Origin of the sequence: Xanthomonas sacchari (genome assembly GCF_024266585.1) — a bacterium.
GTDB lineage: Bacteria > Pseudomonadota > Gammaproteobacteria > Xanthomonadales > Xanthomonadaceae > Xanthomonas_A > Xanthomonas_A sacchari_C.
In genome coordinates this window covers 2,745,289-2,769,209 of sequence record NZ_CP100647.1, presented here as the reverse complement: position 1 = coordinate 2,769,209, position 23,921 = coordinate 2,745,289, and the positions used below count along the sequence as shown (strand labels likewise).

Below are 23,921 nucleotides of genomic sequence, written 5' to 3'. Positions count from 1 at the left end.
AGTAACGGCAGTCGGTGCGCAACCTTTAGGGATTTGCTGCCGAAAATTTGGCGTTTCGGCGATTTGCGTGACACCAGAAACGCGGCGAAAGGCTTGTTTCGGCCGCGCTTCGTCAAACTTTAGGCGTCTTGCCCAAGTCGAAGAAAGGGCGGCCCGAATCGTGCAGGGAGTGATGTGCTCGATGCTCTCGATGGTGTGTCGCGTCGACGACGCGAACGCTTGACCTGCCGGTACGCAGCGCATCGCGACGCGACGGCTTGGCCATCTCTCCCTCTCCCTCTCCGATCGCCTTCCCGCCATCCTTGGCGATGAAGTAGAAGGAGTGTCGGTCGTCCAGCGATGTGGGCAATGCCGGCGTGCTTTCAGGTCGTGCACGGCGTTGACGACGCTTTACAGGCGATCTTGGAATGCGGCCGCTGTCATCGCCAACTGCTGACCGTCATCCAGTCCATTGGTCACGCGTCGCGCGACAGCGCCGGCGGTCGGTGGCATTGGCCGTCTCCCGTTGATCCCTCATAACGGGTCGCATGCACGGGGATCACCGCGAATAGCATGGCCACGCTGTCTGCTGGCCGCCGCCCTACCAGGCAGGGCAGCGCTTACCTTCGGCGTCGAGGACCGGCAACGCGCGGAGATGGCGCTTCCTCCGAGATGCGACGGCCCGTGGCGGGAACAGGGAACAAAAAAGGCCCCTCCTTGCGGAGGGGCCTCGGTGGTGCGATGCGGCTGGCGACGCTTAGCCCTGGAGCAGGCTCAGCACGCTCTGCGGGGCCTGCTTGGCCTGGGCCAGCATCGCGGTGCCGGCCTGCTGCAGGATCTGCGTACGGGTCAGCTCGGCGGTTTCCTTGGCGTAGTCGGTGTCGCGGATGCGGCTGCGCGAGGCCGACAGGTTCTCCGAGGTGGAGCTCAGGTTGGCGATGGTGGAGGTGAAGCGGTTCTGGATCGCACCCATGTCGGCGCGCGAGGAGTTCACCGAGGTCAGCGCGTTGTCGATGATGCTCAGCGCCTTCTGCGCGCCCTGGAAGGTGGAGATGTCCACGTCGGCCAGGTAGTTGGTGGTGCCGGCGGTGGCAGCGGCGCTGGCGGCGATGCCGGCGTTGCTGAAGGTGACGCCGGTGGCACCGGTGGCGCTGCCCGCGGTGAAGGAGAAGTCCTGGCCGCCCTTGACCGATTCCAGCTTCAGCGCACCGCTGGTGCTGTCGACCGAGGCGTACACGCCGGTCTGGGCCAGCTTGTCGTTGATCGCCGAGGCGATCTTCTTGGAGATGTCGCTGCCGACGTCGCCGACGGCCACCGAGACCGAGGCGATGGTGACGCCGTTGACGACCATGCCGGAGAAGCTGCCGCTGGCGGTGGCGGTACCGGAGGCCAGGGCGGCCGAGCCGGTCTGGGTGGCGGCGAAGCCGGCCTTGCCCAGCGAGGCGGCGCTGGCGTTGACGATGCTGTTGATGCCGATGGTCTGGCCAGCGTCGGCGCCGACCTGGAACAGGGCGCCGGAGAACGAGCCGTCCAGCAGCTTGGTGCCGTTGAAGTTGGTCTGGCTGGAGACGCGGTCGATTTCCGAGGCCAGCTGCTTGACTTCCGAGTTCAGCGCGCCGCGGTCGGTGCTGGAGTTGGTGGCGTTGGCCGACTGCACTGCCAGTTCGCGGATACGCTGCAGGTTGTTGCCGATTTCGACCATCGCGCCTTCGGCGGTCTGCGCCAGCGAGATGCCGTCGTTGGCGTTGCGCGAGGCCACGTCCAGACCACGGATCTGGGTGGTGAAGCGCTCGGAGATCGCCAGACCGGCGGCGTCGTCCTTGGCGCTGTTGATGCGCAGGCCCGAAGACAGACGCTGGATCGTCGTCGCCAGGCTGGCGCTGGTGGTGTTGAGGTTGCGCTGAGCGTTCAGCGACATTACGTTGGTATTGATTACCTGTGCCATTTTGATATCTCCTCTAAGCGATTTGTCCGGCAACCGGTTGGTGCCTGGAGTCTCCGCAGGGGGCCATCAATTTGGCCAGTGCGGCTGGTGATATAAGTAACGGCGACAGGCGCGCAACCTTTAGCGATTTACTGCAGAAAATTTGCCGTTCCGGCGATGCGCAAAACACCTGGAACACCGCGGAGAGCCTTTCTCGGCCGCACTTCGGCAAACTTTAGGGCTGCCTGCGCGTTGTCTACTTATCCAGCGGCGATGGCGGTCTTTTGTATAACGGAAAAGGCCCGGAGGCGTCGCCGCGCTCCGGGCCTTTTGGTATATCCGGTATATCGGCTGTTTAGCCGAGCCGGTCGAACAGCGACATCTTCTGCATCTGGGTGAAGATGGTCTGTGCCGCTTTCAGCGCCGACTGTTCCAGTTGGTACTGGGAAATCGCCTGGGCGTAGTCGAGGTCGCGCAGCGAGGACAGGGTGGTCTTCAGGGTCACGTTGTTGGCTTCGCGCAGGTCGGTGGCGTTGTCGATGGCCGCGAGCTGGGCGCCGCCGGCGGCGCGCGCGTCGATCATCTTCGACGAGGCCTGGGTGATGTCGCGCATCGACGATTGCAGTCCGTTCTGCAGCGCCGCCTTGGCCGTCGGGGTGATCGGATCGGTATTGAGCAGGTTGACCAGGTTGCTGATGGTGGAGAACACGTCCTTGGTGGTCGATGGACCGATCTGGAAGCTGTCGCCGGCCGCGGGGGCGCCGTCCACGCGCATCTTCAGGCCGGGCAGGCCGATGCTCTCTCCGGCGGCGTAGGTACCGGTGTTGACCACCGTGCCGCTGCTGTCGCGCACCTCGTAGGTGGTGGCGGCAGTGAACACCACGCTGTAGCTGCCGCCGTTCCAGGCGCTGCCGGAGCTGTCGCGGCTGAAGTCCAGCAGCAGGCCGGTGCCGGTGTTGCCGGCGGCCGCATGCGCGTCGACGGTGCCGTCGCCGGTGGGCACGCGCATGAAGATTTCGCTGCCGGGCAGGGTGTCGGAGACCTTGGTGTCCGGCGCCACTTCCACGCTGCGCTGGGTCTGGTTGCCGCTGTAGACCACGTTGCCGGAGACCACGGCGAAGGGCGCCGCGTCGTCGGCGGTGCCGCCGAACAGGTAGCGGCCGGAGCCATCGGTGCTGTTGGACAGGCTCAGCAGGCTGTCGTGCAGGGTCTTCAGCTCGGCGGCGATGGCCTTGCGGTCGGGGGTGGTGAGCGCCGAACTATTGGCTTCCACCGCCAGATCCTTGACCCGCGCCATCAGGTCGCCGGCCTGCGACAGCGAGTTCTCTTGCAGGTTGAGCCGGTTCTGCACGTTGGTGGCGTTGTCGCCGAAGCGGGCCAGCGCGGCCACGGTGCGATCCAGGCTGACCGCGGTGCCGGCGGCGACCGGGTCGTCGGCCGCACTGACCAGGCGCTGGCCGGTGGAGAGTTGCTGCTGCAGGTGCGAGATCGTCGCCTGCTTGCCGAGCATGGTGTTGAGCGACTGATTGAAGATCATGCCGCTGGAGATGCGATTGCTCATCGGACCGCGCTCAGGATGGACTGGAACAGGGTGTCGGCGGTGGAGATCAGGCGCGAGGCCGCCTGGTAGGCCTGCTGCAGCCGCAGCATGTCCGCCGCTTCCTCGTCGAGATTGACGCCGGACAGCGAGTCGCGCGCATCCTGGGCGCTGCTCTGGATCACGTCCTGCGCGTCGGCCGCGTACTTGGCCTGGCGTGCCGACGAGCCGATCGTGGTGGTCAGGCCGGCCACCGCGCCGTTGAGGGTGATGGTGCCGCCGTTGAAGGCCTTGGCATCGTCCAGGTTGGACAGCAGCAGGGCATTGCCGTTGTTGCTCGAGCCGACCCCGGTGGGACCCACCGCGAAGCTGTCGCCGGCGGACGGCACGCCGTCCATGGTCAGGCTCCAGCCGTTGGCGCTGATGGTCTGCCCGGCGGTGTAGGTCTGCGGCGCGCCGCCGTTGATCGAGTAATGCGTGGAATCGATGAAGGCGATGTTCGCCGGCGTCAGCAGGTTGGCGTTGCTGGCGTCGGTCGCGGTGACGTTGCTGACCTTGCCGGTGCCCAGGTTGTTCAGCGTGGCGCTGGCCTGGATCGGCGTCGCCGCGGCGATGCGCGAGGGGTCGCTGATGGCGACCGACAGCTTGCTGATGGTGTTGGCGGTGGGCTGCAGCAGGAACTTGTCGCCACTGGCGGCGGTGCCGGATACCTGCAGGGTCACGCCGTTGACCACGAACGGGTCGGTACTGGTGCCGGACCCGCTCATCGGGACGCTGGCGCCGGTGTCGGCGCGGCTGGCGTTCCAGCTCGTGCCGTTGTAGGTCAGCAGCAGGTTCTGCCCGTCGAGCTTGCTCAGGTCGCTGACGCTGGCGGTGAACGCCGCCGTGCCGGTGTTGGCGCTGTTGCCGTCCACGGTCGGCGGCGGCAGATTGAAGAAATCCCCGCCCATCTGCCCATACAGGTCCATGCCGGCGTGGTGCTGCTGGTTATAGGTGCTGGCCAGGCCGGTGGCGATGCGGCCGAGTTCGGCCTTGGTCGGATCCAGGACGGTGCTGCGGAACTCCAGGAAGCCGCCGATCTGCCCGCCCAGCGCCTTTTCGCTCAGCGGGGTCGAGCCGCCCTGGGTCTTCACCGCGATCTGCAGCCGCTCCGGCTGGTAGGGGTCGGGACTGGCCACCAGCGTCGAGGCGTTGGTGCCCACCACCATCGCCTGGCCGCCGGAGGTATAGACGTTCATCATCCCGCCGTCCTGCTGGATGACGCTGCCGCCGGTGTAGCCGATGAGCTGGCTGATCATCTGGTCGCGGCGATCGAGCAGGTCCGGCGCGGCGGCGTTGGCGTTGGAGCCGATCTGGCCATTGAGCTTGGCGATCTCGGTGGCCAGGCGGTTGGCTTCGGCGGTGCCGGCCAGCAGGCCGTTGTTGACCTCGCTGCTCAGCGAATCGAGCTGGCCGTTGAGCTGCTTGAAGCGGGTGACCAGCGAATTGCCGGCGTCCAGCAGGTTCTGCCGGTTGGCGCTGGCCGAGGCGTTGGAGGACAGGCCGGTGGTGGCGTCGAAGAAGTTCGACCACTGCCCGGCGAGGCTGGTGGCCTTGTCCGAGAACAGCCCGTCCACGCGGCTGGACAGGCTGGACAACTGCTTCAGCCGCGCGACTTCGCCGGTGCTGTCGAACAGGCGCGAGATCGCCAGTTGGTCGGCGACGCGGGAGATGTCGTTGATCTGGGTACCGTTGCCGATGAACTGGCTGCCGTACTGGCTGGGGACCGTGGTCGCGAACGTCGTCCGCTGCCGGCTGTAGCCGTCGGTGTTGATGTTGGCGACGTTGTGGCTGACCGTGGACAGGGCCCGCTGGAAGGCGAGCAGGGCGCCGGTACCGGTGGAGAGGATGGACATGGGCGGCTACCTCAGCGGCGCACGAGGCCGGACGAATCGACGGTGCTGGCCAGCACGCGTTCGATGCCGCCGGCGGCGGCGCTGCCGATCGCGGCGACCGCGCGGCCGATGGTCGGGCCGCCGGCGATGGCGGCGATCTTGGCCGCATAGGCCGGGTCGGTGGCGTAGCCGGCGCGCTGCAGGCCCTGGGCGAAGCCGCGGATGTCGGTGCCGGCCTTCAGCGCCTGCTGGTAGCGCGGATTGGTCTTCAGCAAGCGCACGTAGTCGGCGAAGCTCTCCGCCGGCGAGGAATAGGCGCGGAAATCGGCGGTCTGCGACTGCTTGACCCCGTCCACGTACTCGTGGGTGCCGGTGGTCACGCGCTCGCCGCTCCAGCCGGTGGCCTTGATCCCGAACAGGTTGTTGGAACTGGCACCGTCGCCGCGGGAGATGCCGCGGCGGCCCCAGCCGGTTTCCAGCGCGGCCTGCGCAACCAGGGCGCGCGCGTCCACGCCCAGTTCCTGCGCGGCCTTCTGCGCATGGTTCCAGATCTTGGCGACGAAGCCTTCCGGGGTGCGCTCGCCGAGGCTGGCCGCGGCGGCATTGGCGGCCGCCGCGGCGCTGGGATCGATGGCGCTGCCGCTGTCGGCGGCCGCCTGCAGGTTCGACCAGCGGTCGTCGGCGCCGGCCCAGGACAGGCCGGCGCTGCCGTCGGCCGGGCTGCTGCCGATGGCCTGGTGCAGGGCGCTGCTCTCGCGGCCGGCGATCATGTCCAGCACCTGGTCGACCTGGTGCTGCGGGGCCGCGCCATCGGCGCTGCTCCACGGGCCGACGCCGGCGCCGGCCGCGGCACCGGCGCCGAGCGCGGCCTCGCCCTGCAGCGGCATCGGGCCGTTGCCGGACTGGCCGGACACCAGCGAGTAGGCCTTGGCCGCCTTGGCTGCGCCCAGCGCGGTGTTGGGCGTCTCGCTCGCCGCCGGCTGCCCGCCGCCGAGCTGCTTGGCGATCATTGCCGCCAGGCCCAGCCCCTTGCCGTCGGTCAGGCCCTTGGCCAGCTGCTGGTCGTACATGTCGCGGAAGGTCTGGTTCTCGCCCGGGAATAGCGAGTTACCGAAGCTGGCCTCGCGCATGCTCTTGACCAGCATGTTGGCGAACTGCCCTTCGAGCTGGCGCGAGACCTTGTCGATCTTGGCCGGATCGTTCTGGGTAGAGGCGTGCAGATCGAAGGGAGCGGCCGAAATACGCATGTCAGATCACCTCTAGCTCCGCGCTCAGGGCACCGGCCTGCTTGAGCGCTTCCAGAATCGCGATCAGGTCGCCAGGCGCGGCGCCGACCTCGTTGACCGCCCGCACGATCTGATCCAGCGAGGTGCCGCCCTCGAACTTGAACATGCGGCTGCCTTCGTTGGTGGCGGTGATGGTGGACTTGGGCGTGGCCACGGTCTGGCCGCCGCTCAGCGCATTGGGCTGGCTGACCTGGGTGCCTTCGCTGATGGTCACCGTCAGCGAGCCGTGCGAGATCGCCGCCGGGCTGACCCGCACCTGCGAGCCGATCACCACCGTGCCGGTGCGGGCGTTGACCACCACCTTGGCCGGCGCCGCGCCCGGCGACAGCTCGACGTTCTCGATGCGCGCCAGCAGGCCGATCCGCGCGCTCTGGTCGGTGGGCGAACGCACCGCCACGGTGGAGCCGTCCACCGCGTGCGCGCTGCCCGGGCCGAAGGTGCTTTCCAGCGCCGAGACCATGCGCGAGACGGTGGTGAAATCGGGCTGGTGCAGGTTCAGGGTGATCTCGCCGGTGTTGCCGAACACGTCCGGCAGCGCACGTTCCACCGTCGCGCCATTGGGGATCAGGCCGACGCTGGGCACGTTCACCGAGATCCGCGAACCGTCCTTGCCCTGCGCGCCGAAGCCGCCGACCACCAGGTTGCCCTGCGCGACTGCATAGACCTGACCATCGGCACCTTTCAGCGGCGCCATCAGCAGCGTGCCGCCACGCAGCGAGATCGCGTTGCCGATCGAGGAGACGGTGATGTCGATGGTCTGGCCCGGCTTGGCGAACGCCGGCAACTGCGCACTGATCGCCACCGCGGCCACGTTCTTCAGCTGCGGATTGACGTTGGCCGGCACGTTGACGCCCAGCTCGCCGAGCATGTTCTTCAGGCTCTGCACGGTGAAGGGCGCCTGGCTGGTGCGATCGCCGCTGCCGTCCAGGCCGACCACCAGGCCGTAGCCGACCAGCGCGTTGTTGCGCACGCCGCCGACCTGGGCCAGGTCCTTGATGCGTTCGGCCGCGGCCGGCGCGGCCAGGCCGGCGCACAGGGCGACGGCGGCAAGCAGGCGGCAGGGCAGGGACAGGAGATTCATGGCGGGCCTCAGTACGGCGAGATGCGCGAGTTGAAGAAGCGGCTCAGCCAGCCCATCGCGTTGGACTGCGCGACCGCGCCGCGGCCGCCGTAGGCGATCCGCGCTTCGGCCACCTTGCTGGAGGGAATGGTGTTGTCCGGGGCGATGTCGGCGGCGCGGACCACGCCCTGCACCTGCACCAGCTCGTCGCCCTGGTTCAGGCGCAGGTTCTTCTGGCCCTGGATCACCAGGTTGCCATTGGGCAGGCGCTGCATCACGGTCACGGTGATGCTGCCCTGCATGGTGTTGCTCTGCGCGGTGTTGCCCTTGCCGGCGAAGCTGCGGTCGCCGCTGGTGGCGTTGTTGAGGATGTTGGTGCCGTTGACGGTCAGCGGCGCGCCGAGCAGGGTCGGCGTGGCCATGGTCACCGCGTCCTTCTTGCTGATGCTGGTGTTGGCGGTGCTGCTGGCGGCGGTGCTTTCGACCAGGGTGATGGTCAGCAGGTCGCCGACGTCGCGGGCGCGGCGGTCCGAATACAGCTGCAGGCCGGGGCCGGCGGCGTAGATCGCACCGGCGGTGGGCTGCGCCTGCGGCGCCATCACCGGCACGATCGGCGCCATCGGCGCGTACGGACGCACGTCGCCGGCGGCCACGCCCAGGCCGGCGCAACCGCCGAGCAGGACCGGCAGCAACAGCGCGGCGGAGAAGGAGAGGGAGGACAGGCGCGACATGGCGGATTCCGGAGGCGAAGGGATCAGACGTTGTTGTTCAGATAGCCGAGCATGGAGTCGGTGGTGGAGATGGCCTTGGCGTTCATCTCGTAGGCGCGCTGGGTCTCGATCATGCTCACCAGCTCTTCCACCACATTGACGTTGCTGCCTTCCAGCGCGCCCTGCGCGATCTTGCCGAGGCCGTTGAGGCCGGGCGTGCCGTTCGTCGCCGGGCCGGAGGCGGCGGTTTCCACGTACAGGTTCTGGCCCTGGGCCTGCAGGCCCGAGGGATTGATGAAGTCGGTCAGGGTCAGCGCGCCGACCTGCAGCGCCGCGGCGGTCCCGGCGATCTGCACGCTCACCGTGCCGTCGGCGCCGATGGTCACCGACTGCGCGCCTTCCGGAATCTGGATGCCCGGCTGGATCGGGTAGCCGCTGTTGGTGACCAGCTCGCCCTGCGCGTTGATCTGGAAGCTGCCGTCGCGGGTGTAGGCCGAGGTGCCGTCCGGCATCTGCACTTCGAAGAAGCCGCGGCCGTTGACCATCACGTCCAGGGCGCGGTCGGTCTGCTGCTGGCTGCCCTGCTCGAAATCCTTGGCGGTGGCGACCACGCGCACGCCGGTACCCACCTGCAGGCCGGAGGGCAACTGCGTCTGCGAGGAGCTGGCACCACCGGGCTGCCGCAGCTGTTGGTACAGCAGGTCCTCGAAGTTGGCGCGGTCGCGCTTGAAGCCGGTGGTGTTGGTGTTGGCCAGGTTGTTGGAGACGACCGACATGCGCGTCTGCTGCGCATCCAGTCCGGTCTTGGCGACCCACAAAGCCTGATTCATGACCCGAATTCCTCTGATGGTGGCCCCGGCACGACGCGCCGGGGGCGCAGGGACTGATGCATGTGCCGTGCCAAACCGGCGCCTGCGGGCGCCGCGGCGCGCCTTAGCCGTTCAGGCGCAACAGCGTGTTGGCCGACTGCGCGTTCTCGTCGCCGTTCTTGATGACCTTCACCTGCATTTCGAACTGGCGCTGCAACTGGATCATCTGCACCAGCGCGCCGGCGGCATCGACATTGCTGCTCTCGAGCACGCCGGTCCGCAGCGAATTGCCGGTGGCGAGCGCGAAGGCCTTGGCCGGATCGTCGCTGACGTTGCGCATCAGGCCGTCGGGGCGGCGGGTGAGCTGGTCCGCCGGCGCCTGCACCACCTTGAGGGTGGCGATGGTGTTCATCGCGGTGGGGGCTTCGCCCAGCGGCACGATCGACACGGTGCCGTCGTTGCCGATTTCCAGCGACTGGTGCGGCGGAATCGCCACCGGATTGCCCTGGTCATCGAGCACCGCATGGCCGCTGGCGGTGACCAACTGGCCGTTCGGGGTCAGCGCCAATTCGCCGCCGCGCGTGTAGGCCTCCTTGCCGTCGGCGGACTGCACCGCCAGCCAGCGATCGGCATCCAGCGACACATCCAGCGGATTGCCGGTCAGGTGCTGCGCGCCGACGTCGCGGTTGAAGCCCTGGTCGATATGCACCGCATCGATCCGCGACGGATAACCGGCGCCGGGAATCCGATAGGCCTCGGTATTGGCCAGCGCCGCCTTGAACCCGGAGGTCTCGACGTTGGCCAGGTTGTGCGACACGGTGGCCTGCGCCTGCAGCGACGCGCGGGCGCCGGTCATGGCGACGTAGAGGGCTTTGTCCATTGGAGGGAACCGGGAATGGGGAATCGGGAATGGAGGAAAGCGGGCGTTCGGTGGCGGGAACCGCGTTCACGATTCCCGATTCCCCGTTCCCGATTCCCTGCGGTCGTCAACGCATATTGATGATCGTCTGCGTGACCTGATCCTGGGTCGAGATCACCTGCGAGTTGGCCTGGAAGTTGCGCTGCGCCACGATCATGTTGACCAGTTGCTCGGTCAGGTCGACGGTGGAGGATTCCAGCGAGCCGGACTGCACGCTGCCGAAATCCGAGGTCGCCGGCGAGCCGGTGCGGGCGATGCCGGACGCCGAGCTTTCCGCCCAGGCGTTGTCGCCGAGCGAACTCAGGCCCTGCGGATTGACGAAGTTGGTCACCGCGATCTGGCCCAGCGCCTTGTCCGCGTTGTTGGAGTAGCGCGCGTAGACGATGCCTTTCTCGTCGATGCTGATCGAGTTGAGCTTGCCGCTGGCGTAGCCGTCCTGGGTCGCGCCGCGCAGCGCGAAGGCTTCGCCGTACTGGGTCGAACCGAACACGTTCAAGGTCAGCGACAGGGTGCCGGCGCCCGTGGCGGGGGTGAAGGAGCCCAGCGGGATATTGCCGTCGGCCGGGCTGACCAGCGCGCCGCTGTTGGAGAACTGCAGCGTGCTGGCGCCGCCGGCGGCCACGCCGTCCACGTAGTTGTAGACGGTCCACTGGTTGGGCGTGGAGGTCTTGACGAAGTACGAGGTCTGCACGTGCGCCACGCCCAGCGAGTCGTACACCGTGGTGCCGCCGCTGGAGTTGTTGTAGCTGTTGGCGTCGTTCGGATTGAACGTGGTCACCGTCGGCGGCTGGGTGTTGCCGGGCAGGGTAAAGGTCAGGTTGACCGTGCCGGTCTGCTTGGGCGGGCTGTCGGTGGTCAGCAGTTGCAGGTCGCTCAGGGTGCCGACCGCGAAGCCGTTGCCGTTGCTCGCCGGCGGGAACACCTGCAGGCGCGCGCCCTGCGGATTGACCACATAGCCGTTGGCGTCGGTCTGGAAGTTGCCGGCGCGCGAGTACACGCGGGCGCCGTTGTTGGACAGGGTGAAGAAGCCGGAGCCGGAGATGGCCAGGTCCAGGCTGCGCCCGGTCGGATCGATGGTGCCCTGCGAGAACTGCTGGGCGACGTTGCTGACGCGTACGCCCGACCCCACCGCGTTGCGCGCCAGGCCGTAGCCATTGAGCGTGAACTGGTCGGCGAACTCGGCGCGCGAGCCCTTGAAGCCGGTGGTGTTGGCGTTGGCGATGTTGTTGGCGGTGACGTTGAGGTCGGTATTGGCCGCCCTGAGGCCGGACAGCGATGTATTGAAACCCATGGTGGACTCCTGAGGATTGTCGGGCGTGGCGTTAGCTGACGCGGAGGACGTTGGTCAGCGGCGTGGTGCCGAGCCCGGTCAGATCGAGATAGATGCCGTCCGACCCGATGATGGCGCTCTCGACCGGCGCCTGGACGTACGTGGACAGGGACAGTTGGTTGCCCTGGGCATCGGTCTGCCCAGCGGTGATGCTGTAGCTGCCGGCGGGCATGCGCTTGCCGCTGGCGTCGGTGCCGTCCCAGGCGAAATCGAGCTGGCCGGCCTTGTCGGTGGTCAGGCTGATCTTCTTGATCGGTTGCCCGTTGGCATCGCTGACGGTGACGTCGACCACGCCCGCGGCCTTGGCCGCGACCAGGCCGCCGGTGCTGCCTTCGGCGGCCAGCGGCAGCGTCGCCGACGGCACCAGCACCTTGTGCCCGATCAGGTTGGCGCCGCGCAGCACCTGGTCGGTGCTCATCGACGCCGACAGCGCGGTGACGGTCTTGTTGAGGTCGCCGATGCCCTGCACGGTGGACAGCTGCGCCATCTGCGCGACCATCTGGCTGTTGTCCATCGGCTTGAGCGGGTCCTGGTGCTGCAATTGCTCGGTCATCAGCTTCAGGAAGTCGGCCTGCTGCAGCGCCTTGTTCTTGGTCGTGTTGGTGTTGCCCGAGGCGGTCAGGCCCAGGCTGGAATAGGCATCGGTGGAGGTGGTGACGCTGGTCATGGAAGCGATCCTGGGACGTGACGCGGCGGAAGGAGGGCGGCTCAGCGGCCCATGGTCAAGGTGGCCAGCGCCAGTTCCTTGGCGGTATTGAGGACCTCCACGCCGGCCTGGTAATTGCGCGAGGCGGAGATCAGGTTGACCATCTGCGAGACCGGGTCCACATCGGGCGAATAGATGTAGCCGTCGGCGTCGGCGAGCGGATGGCCGGGTTCGTAGCGCTTGATCGGCGGCGCGTTGGTCTGGGCGATTTCCTTGACGTTGACCGAGGTCAGGCTGCTGTCGTGCGGGTTGCGCACCGCTTGGAAGATCGGCTCGATCGGCTTGTAGGCCGCCTCCGCCGAACCGGCCACCGAATCGGCGTTGGACAGGTTGCTGGCGATGGTGCTCATGCGCACCGACTGCGCCTGCAGCGCGGAGCCGGCGACGTCGAAGATCGGCAGGTTGCTCATGCTTATTGGCCCGTGATCGCGGTGAGCATGCTGCGCACCTTGGATTCGAGGAAGCTCAGCGAGGCGCGGTACTCCAGCGCGGCGCGGCCGTAGGCGGCGCGTTCGGCGTCCGGATCGACGGTGTTGCCGTCCATGCTGGGCTGGCTGGCGGCACGGGTGATCTGGAACGGGTTCAGGCCATCGCCGCCGACCGCGATGTGGCGGCTGTCGTCGACCGCCAGCTGGGTGCCTTCGCGCTGTCCCTGCGCGGCACGCATGGCCGCGTCGAAATCCAGGTCCTGGGCCTTGTACCCGGGCGTGTCGACGTTGCTGAGGTTGCTGGCGATCAGTTTCATGCGCTGCTCGCGCAGCGGCAGGGCGTCGCCGTGGACGCCGAAGTAGGCTGTGATCGGATTGGACATGGCACGATCCCGCGGTTCGTTGCCGAAACCACAGGCAAGGCGCGTGCCAAAGCCGGGCGCGGGGCCCGGGAAATCAGCTGATCGGCCACCGGACGCCGGCAGCGTCCGCGGTATCCATTAGGCGCCAGGCCGACCGTGCGGCGGGCCGCGGCGCCTGGGTCAGGCCGCCTGCGCGGCCGCGGCCACGACCCGCAGCCGGGTCAGCACGTACTCGGCCAGCTCGGTGGGGCTATACTTGGCGACGAAGGCATTGGCGCCCACGCGCTCGACCATCGCATTGTTGAACACGCCCGACAGCGAGGTGTGCAACAGCACGTACAGGCCGGACAGGCCGGGGTGGCGGCGGATTTCCGTCGTCAGCGTATAGCCGTCCATCGCCGGCATCTCGATGTCCGAGATGACCATGGCGTAGCGTTCGGCCGGGTTCTCGCCGGCGGCGTGGATCTGCAAGAGATGGTCCAGGGCCTGGCGGCCGTCCGAGAGCAGGGTCGCGGCGACTCCGAGCTGGTCCAGCACGCTGCGGATCTGCTGCCGCGCCACGCGCGAGTCGTCGACCACCAGCACCTGCAACTGCGGGCCGGTGAGCGCCAGCGATGGATCCAGGTTGGCCTCGACCCGGGTCTGGGCGATGTCGGCCAGCACGCTTTCCACGTCGATCACCTGGATCAGCTCGCCCTGGAAGCGGGTCACCGCGGTCAGGTAGCTGGACTCGGCGCCCAGTTCCGGCGGCGGGTGGATGTCCTCCACCGCGATGTTGACGATGCGTTCCACGCCGCTGACCAGGAAGCCCTGCACCGAACGGTTGAACTCGGTCACCACCAGATAGCCTGGCGCCGTGTCGGCGTTGGGCTCGCGCTCCGGGTGGCCGATGGCCAGGCCCAGGTCGAGCACCGGCACCGAGCGCCCGCGCACGTCGGCGACGCCGGAGAATTGCAGCGGCAGCCCCGGCACCTGGAACAGCTCCGGCCGGCGCAGCACTTCCTGCACCTTGAAGACGTTCACGCCAAAAAGCTGACGACCGCCCAGCCGGAACAGCAGCAGGGCGAGCCGGTTGTGGCCCGCCAAGCGGGTGCGCTGGTCGATTCGGTTGAGAAGGTCATGACTCATGGCGTTCATATCGGCGCCGTCGCGGTGGAACTTGAGGGCGCGGTCCGGATCGGGTGTGCGGTTTGCGGCACGGCCTTTGCATGGTGCCGGCGACCTTTCCCAGAGAGACGGCGATGCGCCCGATCCTATTGCTGGTCCTGCTGGCGGCGACGCCGGCCTGGGCCGCGGACTTCCAGCCGGTGGACTCGATCCGGGCCGCGGCGCTGTCGCTGGCCGGGGCCGACGCCGATGCCGAGGCAACCCTGGACCCCTCGGTGCGGGTGCCGCTGTGCCCGGTGCCGTTGCAGGCGCAGCCGACCGGCACCACGACCGTGGAAGTGAGCTGCCCGCGCGAGACCGGCTGGCGGCTGTTCGTGCCGGTCAAGGTGCGGCGCATGCAGCACGTCCTGGTGCTGGCGCGCGGCCTGTCCGCTGGAGAAACCATCGGCGCGGCCGATATCGTTCCCGAGAAGCGCGACGCGGCGCGCATCGTCGGCGCCGCGATGACCGAACCGGAGGCGGCGATCGGCAAGGTGGTGCGGCGGACCCTGCCGGCCGGCACCTTGTTGTCGGCCACCGATCTGGTCGCGCCGCGGCTGGTCCGGCGCGGCGACAATGTGGCGCTGGTGGCGCGCAGCGGCGGTCTGGAAGTGCGCATGTCCGGGCGCGCACTGGGCGATGCGGGCGAAAACGAGCGGGTGACCGTCGAAAACCTGTCGTCCAAGCGCATCGTTCAGGGAATTGTGTCACAAAATGGCGACGTTTTAGTGACGCGATGAGATCCTGGCTAAAGTTCTCCGACGCTGTGCCGTTACTTACCCCGAACCCGTAACAGGATGTCCGTCATGACCCAGAAAATTGAAGGGAGTTTGCCGAGCCCGGCCACCCTTCGCACGTCGTCCGTCTCGACCAAGGCCGCCTCCGGCGCGTCCGAGGAAGGCAAGGATCGTGCGGTCGGTGCGGCGGCTGCTACCGACAGCCTGCGCCTGACCGGCGAGGCGTCCGGCCTGCAGACCCTGCAACGCCAGCTCTCGGCCGCTCCGGCGGTGGACAGCAGCCGCGTCGATGCGGTGCGCTCGGCACTGCAGAACGGCAGCTACAAGATCAACCCCGACGCGATCGCCAGCCGCATGATCGACATGGATCGGCAACTCGGCGCATGAACACGCTCGTGACCAACCCCCTGCAGCAGCTCAGCGACGCGCTCGCCGGCGAGCGCCAGGCGTTGTTGGATCACAACGTGGAAGGCCTCATGCAGGCGACCAGCGCCAAGCTGGCGGCATTGCGCGCACTGGAGGCCGACGTGCCCGCCGGCGCCGAAGCCGAACTGCGCCTGCGCGAGCTGGCCGACGCCAACCGCGCCAACGGCGCGCTGCTGTCGCGGCGCCGGCGCGAGGTCAATTGGGCGCTGCGCCACCTCGGCCGCAGCGAGAGCGCGTCGTCCTACGACGCCAACGGCGAATCCAGCACGCCGCTCGCTCAGCGTCCCCTGGCGATCGCGTAAGCCGCAGCGCGGCGCGCATCCGCCGGCGGCAACGGCGTATATTGGGCGTCCATCGATCGCCCGTCGCCTGTCGTGAATTTCGCCGAAATCAATCCCAACGCACCGCTTGCCCTGCCTCCACGCGAGAGCCTGCTCGCCCTGAGCGAACTGTTGTACGAAGGCGTGGTGCTGTTCCGCGCCGATGGCCAGTTGCTGCTGGCCAACCGCGCCGCGCGCCGCCATCTCTCCAGTGCCGATGCCGGCGCGTTGGGTTCGCATCTGGCGCAGTGGCTGCCGGGCGATGCGCTGTCGCAGGCGCGCGGCAGCGGCCGCTGGAGCGGCAGCCTGCCGACCGAGCAGCACGTGGTGCTGGCCCATCTGTACTTCCATGCCGACGCGGCCGGCGGCCATTACCTGATGCTGATCCAGGGCATCGAAGGCCAGCAGGACTACGAACAGGAGCTGCAGCAGCGCCACGCCGAACTGCGCCAGGCCTACCTGCGCCTCAACGGCGCCCAGGAAAAACTGCTGCAGTCGGAGAAGATGGCCTCCATCGGCCAACTCGCCGCCGGCGTCGCCCACGAGATCAACAACCCCATCGGCTACGTCCATTCCAACCTGGGCAGCCTGCAGGAATACCTGCGCAGCCTGTTCACCCTGATCGAGGCCTATGAGCGCGCCCTGCGCGCGCCGGATCCGAAGGCGCTGATCCCGGAGATCGACGACATCCGCAACCGCTTCGACATCGACTTCATCAGCCGCGACCTGCCGCAGTTGATGGCCGAGTCGCGCGAAGGCATCGAACGGGTCACCCGCATCGTCCGCGACCTCAAGGATTTCTCCTATTCCGGCCGCGAGGAGTCGTGGAAGCTGGTGGACCTGCACTCGGGCCTGGAATCCACGATCAACATCATCTGGAACGAGCTCAAGTACAAGGTCACCCTGGAGCGCCACTACGGCAACCTGCCGCTGGTGGAGTGCCTGCCGTCCGAGCTCAACCAGGTGTACATGAACCTGCTGCTCAACGCCGGCCAGGCGATCGGCGAGCGCGGCACCATCGTGGTCAGCACCGGCCAGGACGGCGAAGAGGTGTGGATCGAGTTCAAGGACTCTGGCGCCGGCATTCCGGCGGACCTGCTGCAGCGCATCTTCGACCCGTTCTTCACCACCAAGCCGGTCGGCAGCGGCACCGGCCTGGGCCTGTCGATCTCCTACGGCATCATCAACAAGCACCACGGCCGCATCGACGTGAGCAGCACCGTCGGCGACGGCTCCACGTTCCGGATCGTGATTCCGGTGAGGCAGCCGAAGTAGCTGGGAATGGGGAATCGGGAATGGGGAATCGGAAAAGCGGGAGCGCTGCCGCTATTGGCTTCGGTGCCGCCGATATCGCCACATTGACCTGACCTGAAAAAAGAAAAGCCGCGATGCGGCTTTTCCCATTCCCGATTCCCCATTCCCGGCTTTTCAGGGCCCCGCATCCCGCCGCTGTTCGTCGTGGGTGCGGAAGGCCTGGCGGATGTGCTCGCGGAGTTCGTCGTCGTTCCAGGGCTTGGTCAGGAAGCGGTAGATCGCGCCGCGGTTGATCGCGTCGGTGACGGTGGCCAGGTCGGTGTAGCCGGACAGGACCAGGCGGATGGTGTCGGGGTAGAGCATCTTCACCCGGCCCAGGAACTCGGTGCCGCTCATGTCGGACATGCGCTGGTCGGACAGGATCACCTGCACGTCGTTGGTGGCGAGCAGGTCGAAGGCGTCGCGGACGTTGCCGGCGGCGAGGATGCGGTAGCCGTCGCGGCGGAACAGGCGCACCAACGAGCGCAGTACGTTCTCTTCGTCGTCGAGCAGCAGCAGGGTGCGGTCCGGGCGGGTCTCGGTGAACGATTCCGGGCGCAGGTAGCGCCGCCGCAGGGCCATGCCCGCCGCTTCGGCGGACATCGGTTCGCCGAACAGGTAGCCCTGGAAGATGTCGCAGTCGTTGCGGCGCAGGAAGCCCAGCTGCGCCTGCGATTCGACGCCGTTGGCGATCACCACCATGCCCAGCTGGTGACCCATGGCGATGATCGCGCGGGCGATCGCCGCCTCGCGGTTGCCGGCCGGCGCGCTCTTGATGAAGCTGCGGTCGATCTTCAGCTTGTCCACCGGGTAGCGCACCAGCGCGCTGAGACTGGAATCGCCGGTGCCGAAATTGTCCAGGCTCAGGCTGATGCCTTCGCGGCACAGGTTGGCCAGGGTTTCGTGGACGAAGTTGACGTTGTTGGTCAGCGCGCTCTCGTTGATCTCCAGCACCATCATCTGCGGCGGCACCCCGGCCGCCTGCAGCGCCGACATCACCTCGTTGAAGAAGGTCGGGCGCAGCAGTTGCAGGGTGGACACGTTGACCGCGATGGTGAAGTCGTCGAAGCCCTGGTCGCGCCACAGCCGCGCCTGGCGCAGCGCGCCTTCCATCACCCAGGTGCCGATCTGCACGATCACGCCCAGGCGCTCGGCGGTGCGCATGAAGCGCTCCGGCACCAGGATGCCCAGGGTCGGCGACTGCCAGCGCAGCAGCGATTCCATGCCGACCACGCGGCCGTCGCGGGCGCTGACCATCGGCTGGTAGCGCAGGCGCAGTTCGCCGTTGGGAATGGCGTCGACGATCTGCCGCGAGATGATGCTTTCGCTGTGCGCGCTGGGCGGACCGTCGGCGGCGTACAGGCGCACCAGGTTGCCGCCTTCGCGCGCGGCCTGGTAGACCGCGTCCTCGGCGAAGTCGAGCAGGGTCGACAGGCGCGTGGAATGCTCCGGGCACAGGCTCACGCCAATCTTGCCGGTCATGAACAGCGTGTACGGCAGCACCGACAGCGGCAGCTCGATCTGCTGCCGGATCTCCTCGGCGAAGGCCTCCGGCGGCGGCACGTCGGCAGTGCGCGGCACCGCCATCACCAGTTCGTCGCTGCCATGGCGCCACAACAGGCCGCGGCCGCGCAGGTGCGCCTGCAGCCGGTGCGCGAGCAGCGCCAGCGCCTGGTCGCCGACCTCCGGGCTCATGTTCTCGTTGATCGAGGCGAAGTGGTCGATGTCGATGTGCAGCAACATCACGCCCGGCCCGCCGGCCAGCGCCTCGGCGACCATGCCGGACAGGGCAGGGTGGCCCGCACCCAGGCGCGACGGCAGTTCGTCGTCCATGGGCAAGGCGCTGGCGGGATTCCACATCGGCTCAGGTTCCAGGAGAGGGCGACGGCGATGCCGCGGTGGCGTAGGGCAGGCACAGCGTCACCCGGGTGCCGGCGCCCGGCGCGGTGTCGATCTGCAGGGTACCGCCGGCGCTCTGCGCGCGCTCGCGCATCACGATCAGGCCCAGGCCGCGCGGTCCGGCCGGGTCGAAGCCGTCGCCATCGTCGACCACTTCCAGGCGCAGGCGTTGGCGTTCCTCGTCGCCGAGGGTCATCCGCACCTCGCCGGCGCTGGCATGGCGCAGCACGTTGGTCAGGCTCTCCTGGGCGATGCGGAAACAGGCCTGCTCGACCTCGCCGCTGGGGCGCTCGGGCAGGGCGGCGATGTCCAGGTGCAGGCGCACCGGCGAGGCGCGGAACAGCATGCCGGCCTGCCAGCGCAGCGCCGCCTCCAGGCCCAGCGCGTCCAACTGCGGCGGCCGCAGCAGCGTGGACAGGTTGCGCAGCTTGGTGATGCTGCTGTCGGCCAGGCTCACGATCTCGTCCAGGTCCTCGCGGCGGCGCGCGGCGTCGGTCTCGTCCAGCGCCGCGTGCGCGGACAGCTTCATCGCGGTGATCGCCTGGCCGATGTCGTCGTGCAGGTCGCGCGAGATCGCGCGGCGTTCGTCCTCCTGCAGCGAGAACAGGCGCCGCGCCATCGCCTGCAGTTCGCGGTTGCTCTGCGCCAGCGCGTCGCGCATGCGCTCCGGTTCGCTGAGGTCGCGCACGATCAACAGCTTGCAGTCGCGGCCGCTGTAGCGGACGTTGCCGAACGACAGCCCGGCGTGGAACAGCGAGCCGTCGCGGCGGCGCATGCGCGCGGTGGCGCCGCGTTCGCCCTTGGCCCCGGCCGCGCCCATCCGCTGCCGCACCTGCGCCAGGTCGGCGCTGTCGACCAGGCCTTGCAGGGGCTCGCCGAGCAGGTTCTCGCCCTCGAAGCCGAATTGCCCGGCGCAGGCGGCATTGGCGTACAGCACGTGTTCCTGGTGCAGGATCGCCACGCCGTCCGGCAGCACCCGCACCAGTTCGCGGAACTGTTCCTCGCGCTCGTGCAGCAGGCGCCGCGAGCGCTCGTGCTCGGTCACGTCCTGCAGGGTGCCGTGGACGCAGGCGCCGCCGTCGTCGTCGCTGGCCGACTCGGCGCGCAGGTGCAGCATGCGCGCCTGGCCGTCGGCGGCCAGTACCGGCAGCAGCATGTCCAGTTGCAGCGGCGCGCTGCCGCACAGGTCCTCGATCACCCGCTGGATGCGCGCCTGCGACGCCACGTCCGGCGGCACCAGCAGCTCCTCCAGGCGGTGCTGGCGCGGCTGGTCCGGCACGCGCCGGCCAAGCATCCGGTAGACCTGCTCGGAATAGCGGCCCAGGCCGCTGGCCCGGTCGAGTTGCCAGGAGCCCAGCCGCGCGATCGCCTGCGCTTCCTGCAGATGCTGCAGGGCCTGGTCGCGGCGGCGCTGCGCGTCGTATTCGGCGCTGCGGTCGCTGACCACCACCAGTCGCGCCTGCCGGCCGTGGTAGTCCAGGCTGGTGCTGCGCGCCTCGGCCATGCACTGGCTGCCGTCGCGCAGGCGCAGCGGCTCGGCCACCACGCAGGTCTTGGACGGGGTCTGCCGGATGGTCTCGATCACTTCGGCCAGGCGGGCGCTGGCGCTGGGCGGCCACAGCCGGGCCAGCTCCAGGCCCACGAATTCGTCGTGCGACCAGCCGAAGAAGGCGACCGCGGCGGGGTTGACGTCGAGGATGCGCAGGCTTTCCAGGTCGTAGACCAGCATCGGGCTGGGATTGGCGTGGAACATCTGCCGGTAGCCGGCTTCCGACAGCGCCAGCCGGGTGTGCGCCTGCACCGCGGCGCGCACCAGCGGGCGCAGCAGGTAATACAGGGCGACCGCGGTCAGGGCCAGGAACAGGGCGTCGTTGACCAACTGCAGGACGATCAACGTGTCGGGATCGTCTACGAAATGCACCAAAATCAGGTCGCTGCCAATCGACAGCGCCAGTCCCAGCAGCACGTACAGCAGCACCACCCGCCAGATGCCGTGGTCCAGGCGTTGCGCCAGGCGCATGCCGGAGGTCGCCTGGATGGGCGGGGCGCTGTCGCGTTGTGGTTGCATGCCCCGGCAGCCTGCTGCGGTGGTCCGTGTCCGGCGGACATCTTAGCCGCTGACGGCCGCCGCGGCCCATCGCCGGGCGGTGCCGGCGCTCAATTAATGCCGCCGGGTGCCGTTATCACCTTCGACCGCTGGCCTTCAGGGCGGCGAAACGGAGCATCTCGGCGTGGATCAAGGCGTCATCGCAAGCTTGCTGCAGCACCCGCTCACCTCGGCGCTCGTCCTGTTGGACGCCGACGGCAGGCCGCTGGCGGCGAACCGGGCAGCGCAGGCACTGGAGCTGCCGCGCACGGTGGAGGCGTACGCCGAGCTGTTGCGTGCGGTCCGCGAGCGCCTGCTCGGCGGCGAGACGATGCTGGCCTGCGCCTTGCCCGGTACCGCCGGGCGGCGCCTGGACGGCTGGTTGCGCGCGGTCCGCGACGACAGCGGCGGCCTGCTGGCCTATACCCTCAGCGTGCCCGAACCGGTCGGCAGCGACGGTGCCACCCGCTGGGAGATCGCCCTGGACAGCGCCGAGCACGGCCTGTGGGACTGGGACATCCCCAGCGACACGATCTTCCGCTCCGAACGCTGGAAGCGGATGCTCGGCTACGCCGGCGATGCCCCGGCCGATGGCCTGAACGCGCTGCTGCCGCTGGTCCACGGCGACGACCAGGAGCGCCTGCGCCAGGCGATCCGCGCGCACTTCGAGGGCCGCACCGAAACCTACATGTGCGAGTTCCGCCTGCGCCGGCAGGACGGGCAGTGGCACTGGATCCTGGACCGCGGCCGCATCGTGGCGCGCACCGCCGACGGCAGCCCGCTGCGCATGATCGGCACGCACACCGACATCCACGAGCAGAAGCTGCTCGAGCAGCGCCTGCGCGACCAGCAGACCCTGCTGCGCGAGGCGCAGCGCATGACCCGCATGGGCAGCTGGTCCTGGGATCCGCTGCGCGACCGGGTGTGGTGCTCGCGCGAGTTCCTGCGCGTCACCGGCCTGGACGACCAGCAGGCGCCCAGCAGCCGCGGCTGGCTGCGCCTGCTCAGCCGCGATTCGATGGCGCAGGTGGTCTCGATCTGGCGGCGCATGGTGCGCGAGGCCAAGCCGGCCAATTTCGAGGTCGAGCTGGTGCGCGGCAGCGAGGCGCCGCTGCACCTGCGGGTATGGGCGCAGCCGCAGCTGGAGGCCGACGGCCGCATCCAGCGGGTGCTCGGCCAGGTGCAGAACATCACCGAGCAGCGCCAGACCGACGCGCTGATCCGCTGGCGCACCGAACTGCTCAACCGGGTCTCGGCGCTGGGCAAGATCGGCGGCTGCGAGATCGAGGTCGGCACCCGGCGCATGCAGTGGACCGAGGAGTGCTACCGCATCCATGGCCTGCGCAAGGAGGTCATCGACCTTGACCACGCGCTGGCGCTGTACACCCAGGACTCGCGCGATGCGTTCGAGGCGGCGCTGGTGCGCATCGCCCAGGGCGGCCTGCCGGAGCAACTGGACCTGTGTTTCCACCGCCCGTCCGGGCAGCGCATCTGGGTGCAGGTGCTGATCGAGCTGGACGAACGCGACGGCCTGCCGCAGCGCTTCGTGGTGCTGTTCCGCGACATCACCCGCGAGCGCGAGGCCAGCGAGCGCATCGAATTGCTGGCCCACTACGATTTGCTGACCGGCCTGCCGAACCGCCAGTTGCTGCGCGAGCAGGCCGAGAAGGCGATGCACGATGCGGTAGGGCGCGGCACCACGCTGGCGATGCTGTTCGTCGACCTGGACGGCTTCAAGAGCATCAACGACTCCTTCGGCCACGCCACCGGCGACGCCTTGCTGAAGCTGGCGGCCACCCGCATGCACCAGCAACTGCGCACCAGCGACCTGTTCGGCCGCTTCAGCGGCGACGAGTTCGTGGTGGTGCTGCGCGACCTGGCCGAGCCCGGCGACGCCGGGCACGTGGCGCGCAAGCTGATCGCGGCGCTGGCCGAGCCGCTGCATAGCGGCGAGAACGTGATCAAGATCGGCGCCAGCATCGGCATCGCGCTGATGGAGGAGGGACGCCAGGACTTCGATGGCCTGCTGCGTGCGGCCGATGCGGCGATGTACGCGGCCAAGGAATCCGGGCGCAACACCTGCCACTACTATAGCCAGGACGTGCTGCTGCGCGCGCAGCGGCGCCTGGAGATCGAACATGCCCTGCACGGCGCACTGGACCGCGAGGAGTTCGCGCTGGTGTACCAGCCGCTGGTGCACGCGGCGGGCGAGCGGGCGCCGGCGGTGGAAGCGCTGCTGCGCTGGCACCGTCCCGGCCACGGCCACTGCAATCCGGCCGAATTCATTCCCATCGCCGAGGAATGCGGCGAGATCGTGCGCCTGGGCGACTGGGTGATCGGCGAGGCCTGCCGCCAGGCCGCGGCCTGGGATGCGGCCGGGCTGAGTTTCGACCGGGTCTCGGTGAACGTGTCGGCGATGCAGTTGCGCGACCGCGGCTTCGCCGAGCGGGTGATCGAGCTGTGCCAGCGCAATGGCTGGTCGCCGAAACGGCTGGAACTGGAGCTGACCGAGTCGGCGCTGATCCGCGACAGCGAGTCGCTGCGCCGCTGCTTCGAACTGTTCGAGCAGGAAGGCGTGCTGCTGGCGGTCGACGATTTCGGCACCGGCTTCTCCAACCTGCATTACCTCAACCGCTTCCCGGTGCAGCGGCTGAAGATCGACCGCAGCTTCGTGCAGGACATGCTGCACGACAGCGGCACCGCCAAGGTCACCCAGGCGATCGTGCAGCTCGGCCACGCGCTGGGCATGCAGGTGGTGGCCGAGGGCGTGGAGACGGCGCAGGAAGAGGCGCTACTGCGCGAGCAGGGCTGCGACGAGATCCAGGGCTATCTGCACTCGCGGCCGTTGCCGCCGCGCGAGCTGGCGGCGTGGTTGCGCGCGCGCCAGCAGGTGGCGCCGGCCACGCATCCGCGGCTGGTGCTGGCTGCGCAGTGAATGCGCCGCCGCCGCTGCGCCGCGCGCACTTGCGGCGGCGCAGCAGCTGGCTATACTGCGCGCGCCCATCGTTTCCCGGCCAGAGGCCACCTTCCTTGGACAGTCATCCTAGACCGACGCTGCAGCGACAGAGCTGACAGGACCGCCACGGTCTG

The 23,921-nt window shown here is 68.6% G+C and carries 20 protein-coding genes; 5 read left to right on the top strand and 15 right to left on the bottom strand.

Annotation, left to right across the window (positions count from 1 at the left end; genetic code table 11):
- Positions 1-736 precede the first annotated feature (736 nt).
- The 13 genes from NKJ47_RS11470 to NKJ47_RS11410 form a co-directional block, all read right to left on the bottom strand.
- Positions 737-1,924 carry a flagellin gene (locus NKJ47_RS11470; protein ID WP_254458035.1) on the bottom strand — a complete coding sequence of 396 codons (1,188 nt, stop codon included), beginning with the start codon at positions 1,922-1,924 and terminating at the stop codon, positions 737-739.
- A gap of 334 nt (positions 1,925-2,258) precedes the next feature.
- On the bottom strand, positions 2,259-3,464 hold the full coding sequence (flgL, locus tag NKJ47_RS11465) for a flagellar hook-associated protein FlgL (protein WP_254458034.1): 1,206 nt from the start codon (positions 3,462-3,464) through the stop codon (positions 2,259-2,261).
- On the bottom strand, positions 3,461-5,335 hold the full coding sequence (flgK, locus tag NKJ47_RS11460) for a flagellar hook-associated protein FlgK (protein WP_254458033.1): 1,875 nt from the start codon (positions 5,333-5,335) through the stop codon (positions 3,461-3,463). The genes flgL and flgK overlap by 4 nt, the downstream gene beginning before the upstream one ends.
- Before the next feature lie 11 nt (positions 5,336-5,346).
- Positions 5,347-6,561, bottom strand: a complete 1,215-nt coding sequence (gene flgJ, locus NKJ47_RS11455; RefSeq protein ID WP_254458032.1) for a flagellar assembly peptidoglycan hydrolase FlgJ — start codon at positions 6,559-6,561, stop codon at positions 5,347-5,349.
- A gap of 1 nt (position 6,562) precedes the next feature.
- Entirely contained in the window at positions 6,563-7,681 is a 1,119-nt protein-coding gene (locus NKJ47_RS11450) for a flagellar basal body P-ring protein FlgI (RefSeq protein ID WP_019796242.1), read from the bottom strand.
- 8 nt (positions 7,682-7,689) lie between these two features.
- A complete protein-coding gene (flgH, locus tag NKJ47_RS11445) occupies positions 7,690-8,391 on the bottom strand; it encodes a flagellar basal body L-ring protein FlgH (protein ID WP_254458031.1) in 702 nt (233 codons plus the stop codon).
- A 23-nt stretch (positions 8,392-8,414) separates the two neighbouring features.
- Positions 8,415-9,200, bottom strand: a complete 786-nt coding sequence (gene flgG, locus NKJ47_RS11440; RefSeq protein ID WP_254458030.1) for a flagellar basal-body rod protein FlgG — start codon at positions 9,198-9,200, stop codon at positions 8,415-8,417.
- A gap of 103 nt (positions 9,201-9,303) precedes the next feature.
- Positions 9,304-10,059, bottom strand: coding sequence for a flagellar basal body rod protein FlgF (locus NKJ47_RS11435; protein ID WP_254458029.1), 756 nt, complete (start codon positions 10,057-10,059; stop codon positions 9,304-9,306).
- Between the two features lie 106 nt (positions 10,060-10,165).
- A complete protein-coding gene (gene flgE / locus NKJ47_RS11430) occupies positions 10,166-11,389 on the bottom strand; it encodes a flagellar hook protein FlgE (RefSeq protein ID WP_254458028.1) in 1,224 nt (407 codons plus the stop codon).
- Positions 11,390-11,420: 31 nt separating this feature from the next.
- Positions 11,421-12,095 (bottom strand): flagellar hook capping FlgD N-terminal domain-containing protein, encoded by a 675-nt coding sequence (locus tag NKJ47_RS11425; RefSeq protein WP_254458027.1) that lies wholly within the window; start codon positions 12,093-12,095, stop codon positions 11,421-11,423.
- A gap of 41 nt (positions 12,096-12,136) precedes the next feature.
- Positions 12,137-12,544 carry a flagellar basal body rod protein FlgC gene (gene flgC / locus NKJ47_RS11420; protein WP_254458026.1) on the bottom strand — a complete coding sequence of 136 codons (408 nt, stop codon included), beginning with the start codon at positions 12,542-12,544 and terminating at the stop codon, positions 12,137-12,139.
- Positions 12,545-12,546: 2 nt separating this feature from the next.
- Entirely contained in the window at positions 12,547-12,945 is a 399-nt protein-coding gene (gene flgB, locus NKJ47_RS11415; protein WP_017908569.1) for a flagellar basal body rod protein FlgB, read from the bottom strand.
- Positions 12,946-13,104: 159 nt separating this feature from the next.
- Entirely contained in the window at positions 13,105-14,052 is a 948-nt protein-coding gene (locus NKJ47_RS11410) for a chemotaxis protein (protein WP_254458025.1), read from the bottom strand.
- 113 nt (positions 14,053-14,165) lie between these two features.
- Between NKJ47_RS11410 and flgA the strand changes: the two genes are divergently transcribed.
- The 4 genes from flgA to NKJ47_RS11390 all read left to right on the top strand — a co-directional run bounded on the left by flgA (position 14,166) and on the right by NKJ47_RS11390 (position 16,828).
- Positions 14,166-14,810 carry a flagellar basal body P-ring formation chaperone FlgA gene (flgA, locus tag NKJ47_RS11405; RefSeq protein ID WP_254458024.1) on the top strand — a complete coding sequence of 215 codons (645 nt, stop codon included), beginning with the start codon at positions 14,166-14,168 and terminating at the stop codon, positions 14,808-14,810.
- A gap of 66 nt (positions 14,811-14,876) precedes the next feature.
- The gene (gene flgM / locus NKJ47_RS11400) at positions 14,877-15,194 is read left to right on the top strand and encodes a flagellar biosynthesis anti-sigma factor FlgM (RefSeq protein ID WP_048489805.1); all 318 of its coding nucleotides are present in this window, start codon (positions 14,877-14,879) and stop codon (positions 15,192-15,194) included.
- Positions 15,191-15,535 carry a flagellar protein FlgN gene (locus tag NKJ47_RS11395; protein ID WP_254458023.1) on the top strand — a complete coding sequence of 115 codons (345 nt, stop codon included), beginning with the start codon at positions 15,191-15,193 and terminating at the stop codon, positions 15,533-15,535. Before flgM ends, NKJ47_RS11395 begins: the two co-directional genes overlap by 4 nt.
- Before the next feature lie 72 nt (positions 15,536-15,607).
- Positions 15,608-16,828, top strand: coding sequence for an ATP-binding protein (locus tag NKJ47_RS11390; RefSeq protein WP_429002411.1), 1,221 nt, complete (start codon positions 15,608-15,610; stop codon positions 16,826-16,828).
- Between the two features lie 153 nt (positions 16,829-16,981).
- On the opposite strand, the gene NKJ47_RS11385 is transcribed toward NKJ47_RS11390, so the two are convergent.
- A complete protein-coding gene (locus NKJ47_RS11385) occupies positions 16,982-18,706 on the bottom strand; it encodes an EAL domain-containing protein (protein ID WP_254458022.1) in 1,725 nt (574 codons plus the stop codon).
- 4 nt (positions 18,707-18,710) lie between these two features.
- Positions 18,711-20,813, bottom strand: coding sequence for a PAS domain-containing sensor histidine kinase (locus tag NKJ47_RS11380; protein ID WP_254458021.1), 2,103 nt, complete (start codon positions 20,811-20,813; stop codon positions 18,711-18,713).
- Between the two features lie 163 nt (positions 20,814-20,976).
- On the opposite strand from NKJ47_RS11380, the gene NKJ47_RS11375 reads away from it, so the two are divergent.
- On the top strand, positions 20,977-23,766 hold the full coding sequence (locus tag NKJ47_RS11375) for a sensor domain-containing protein (RefSeq protein WP_254458020.1): 2,790 nt from the start codon (positions 20,977-20,979) through the stop codon (positions 23,764-23,766).
- The last annotated feature ends 155 nt before the right edge of the window (positions 23,767-23,921 follow it).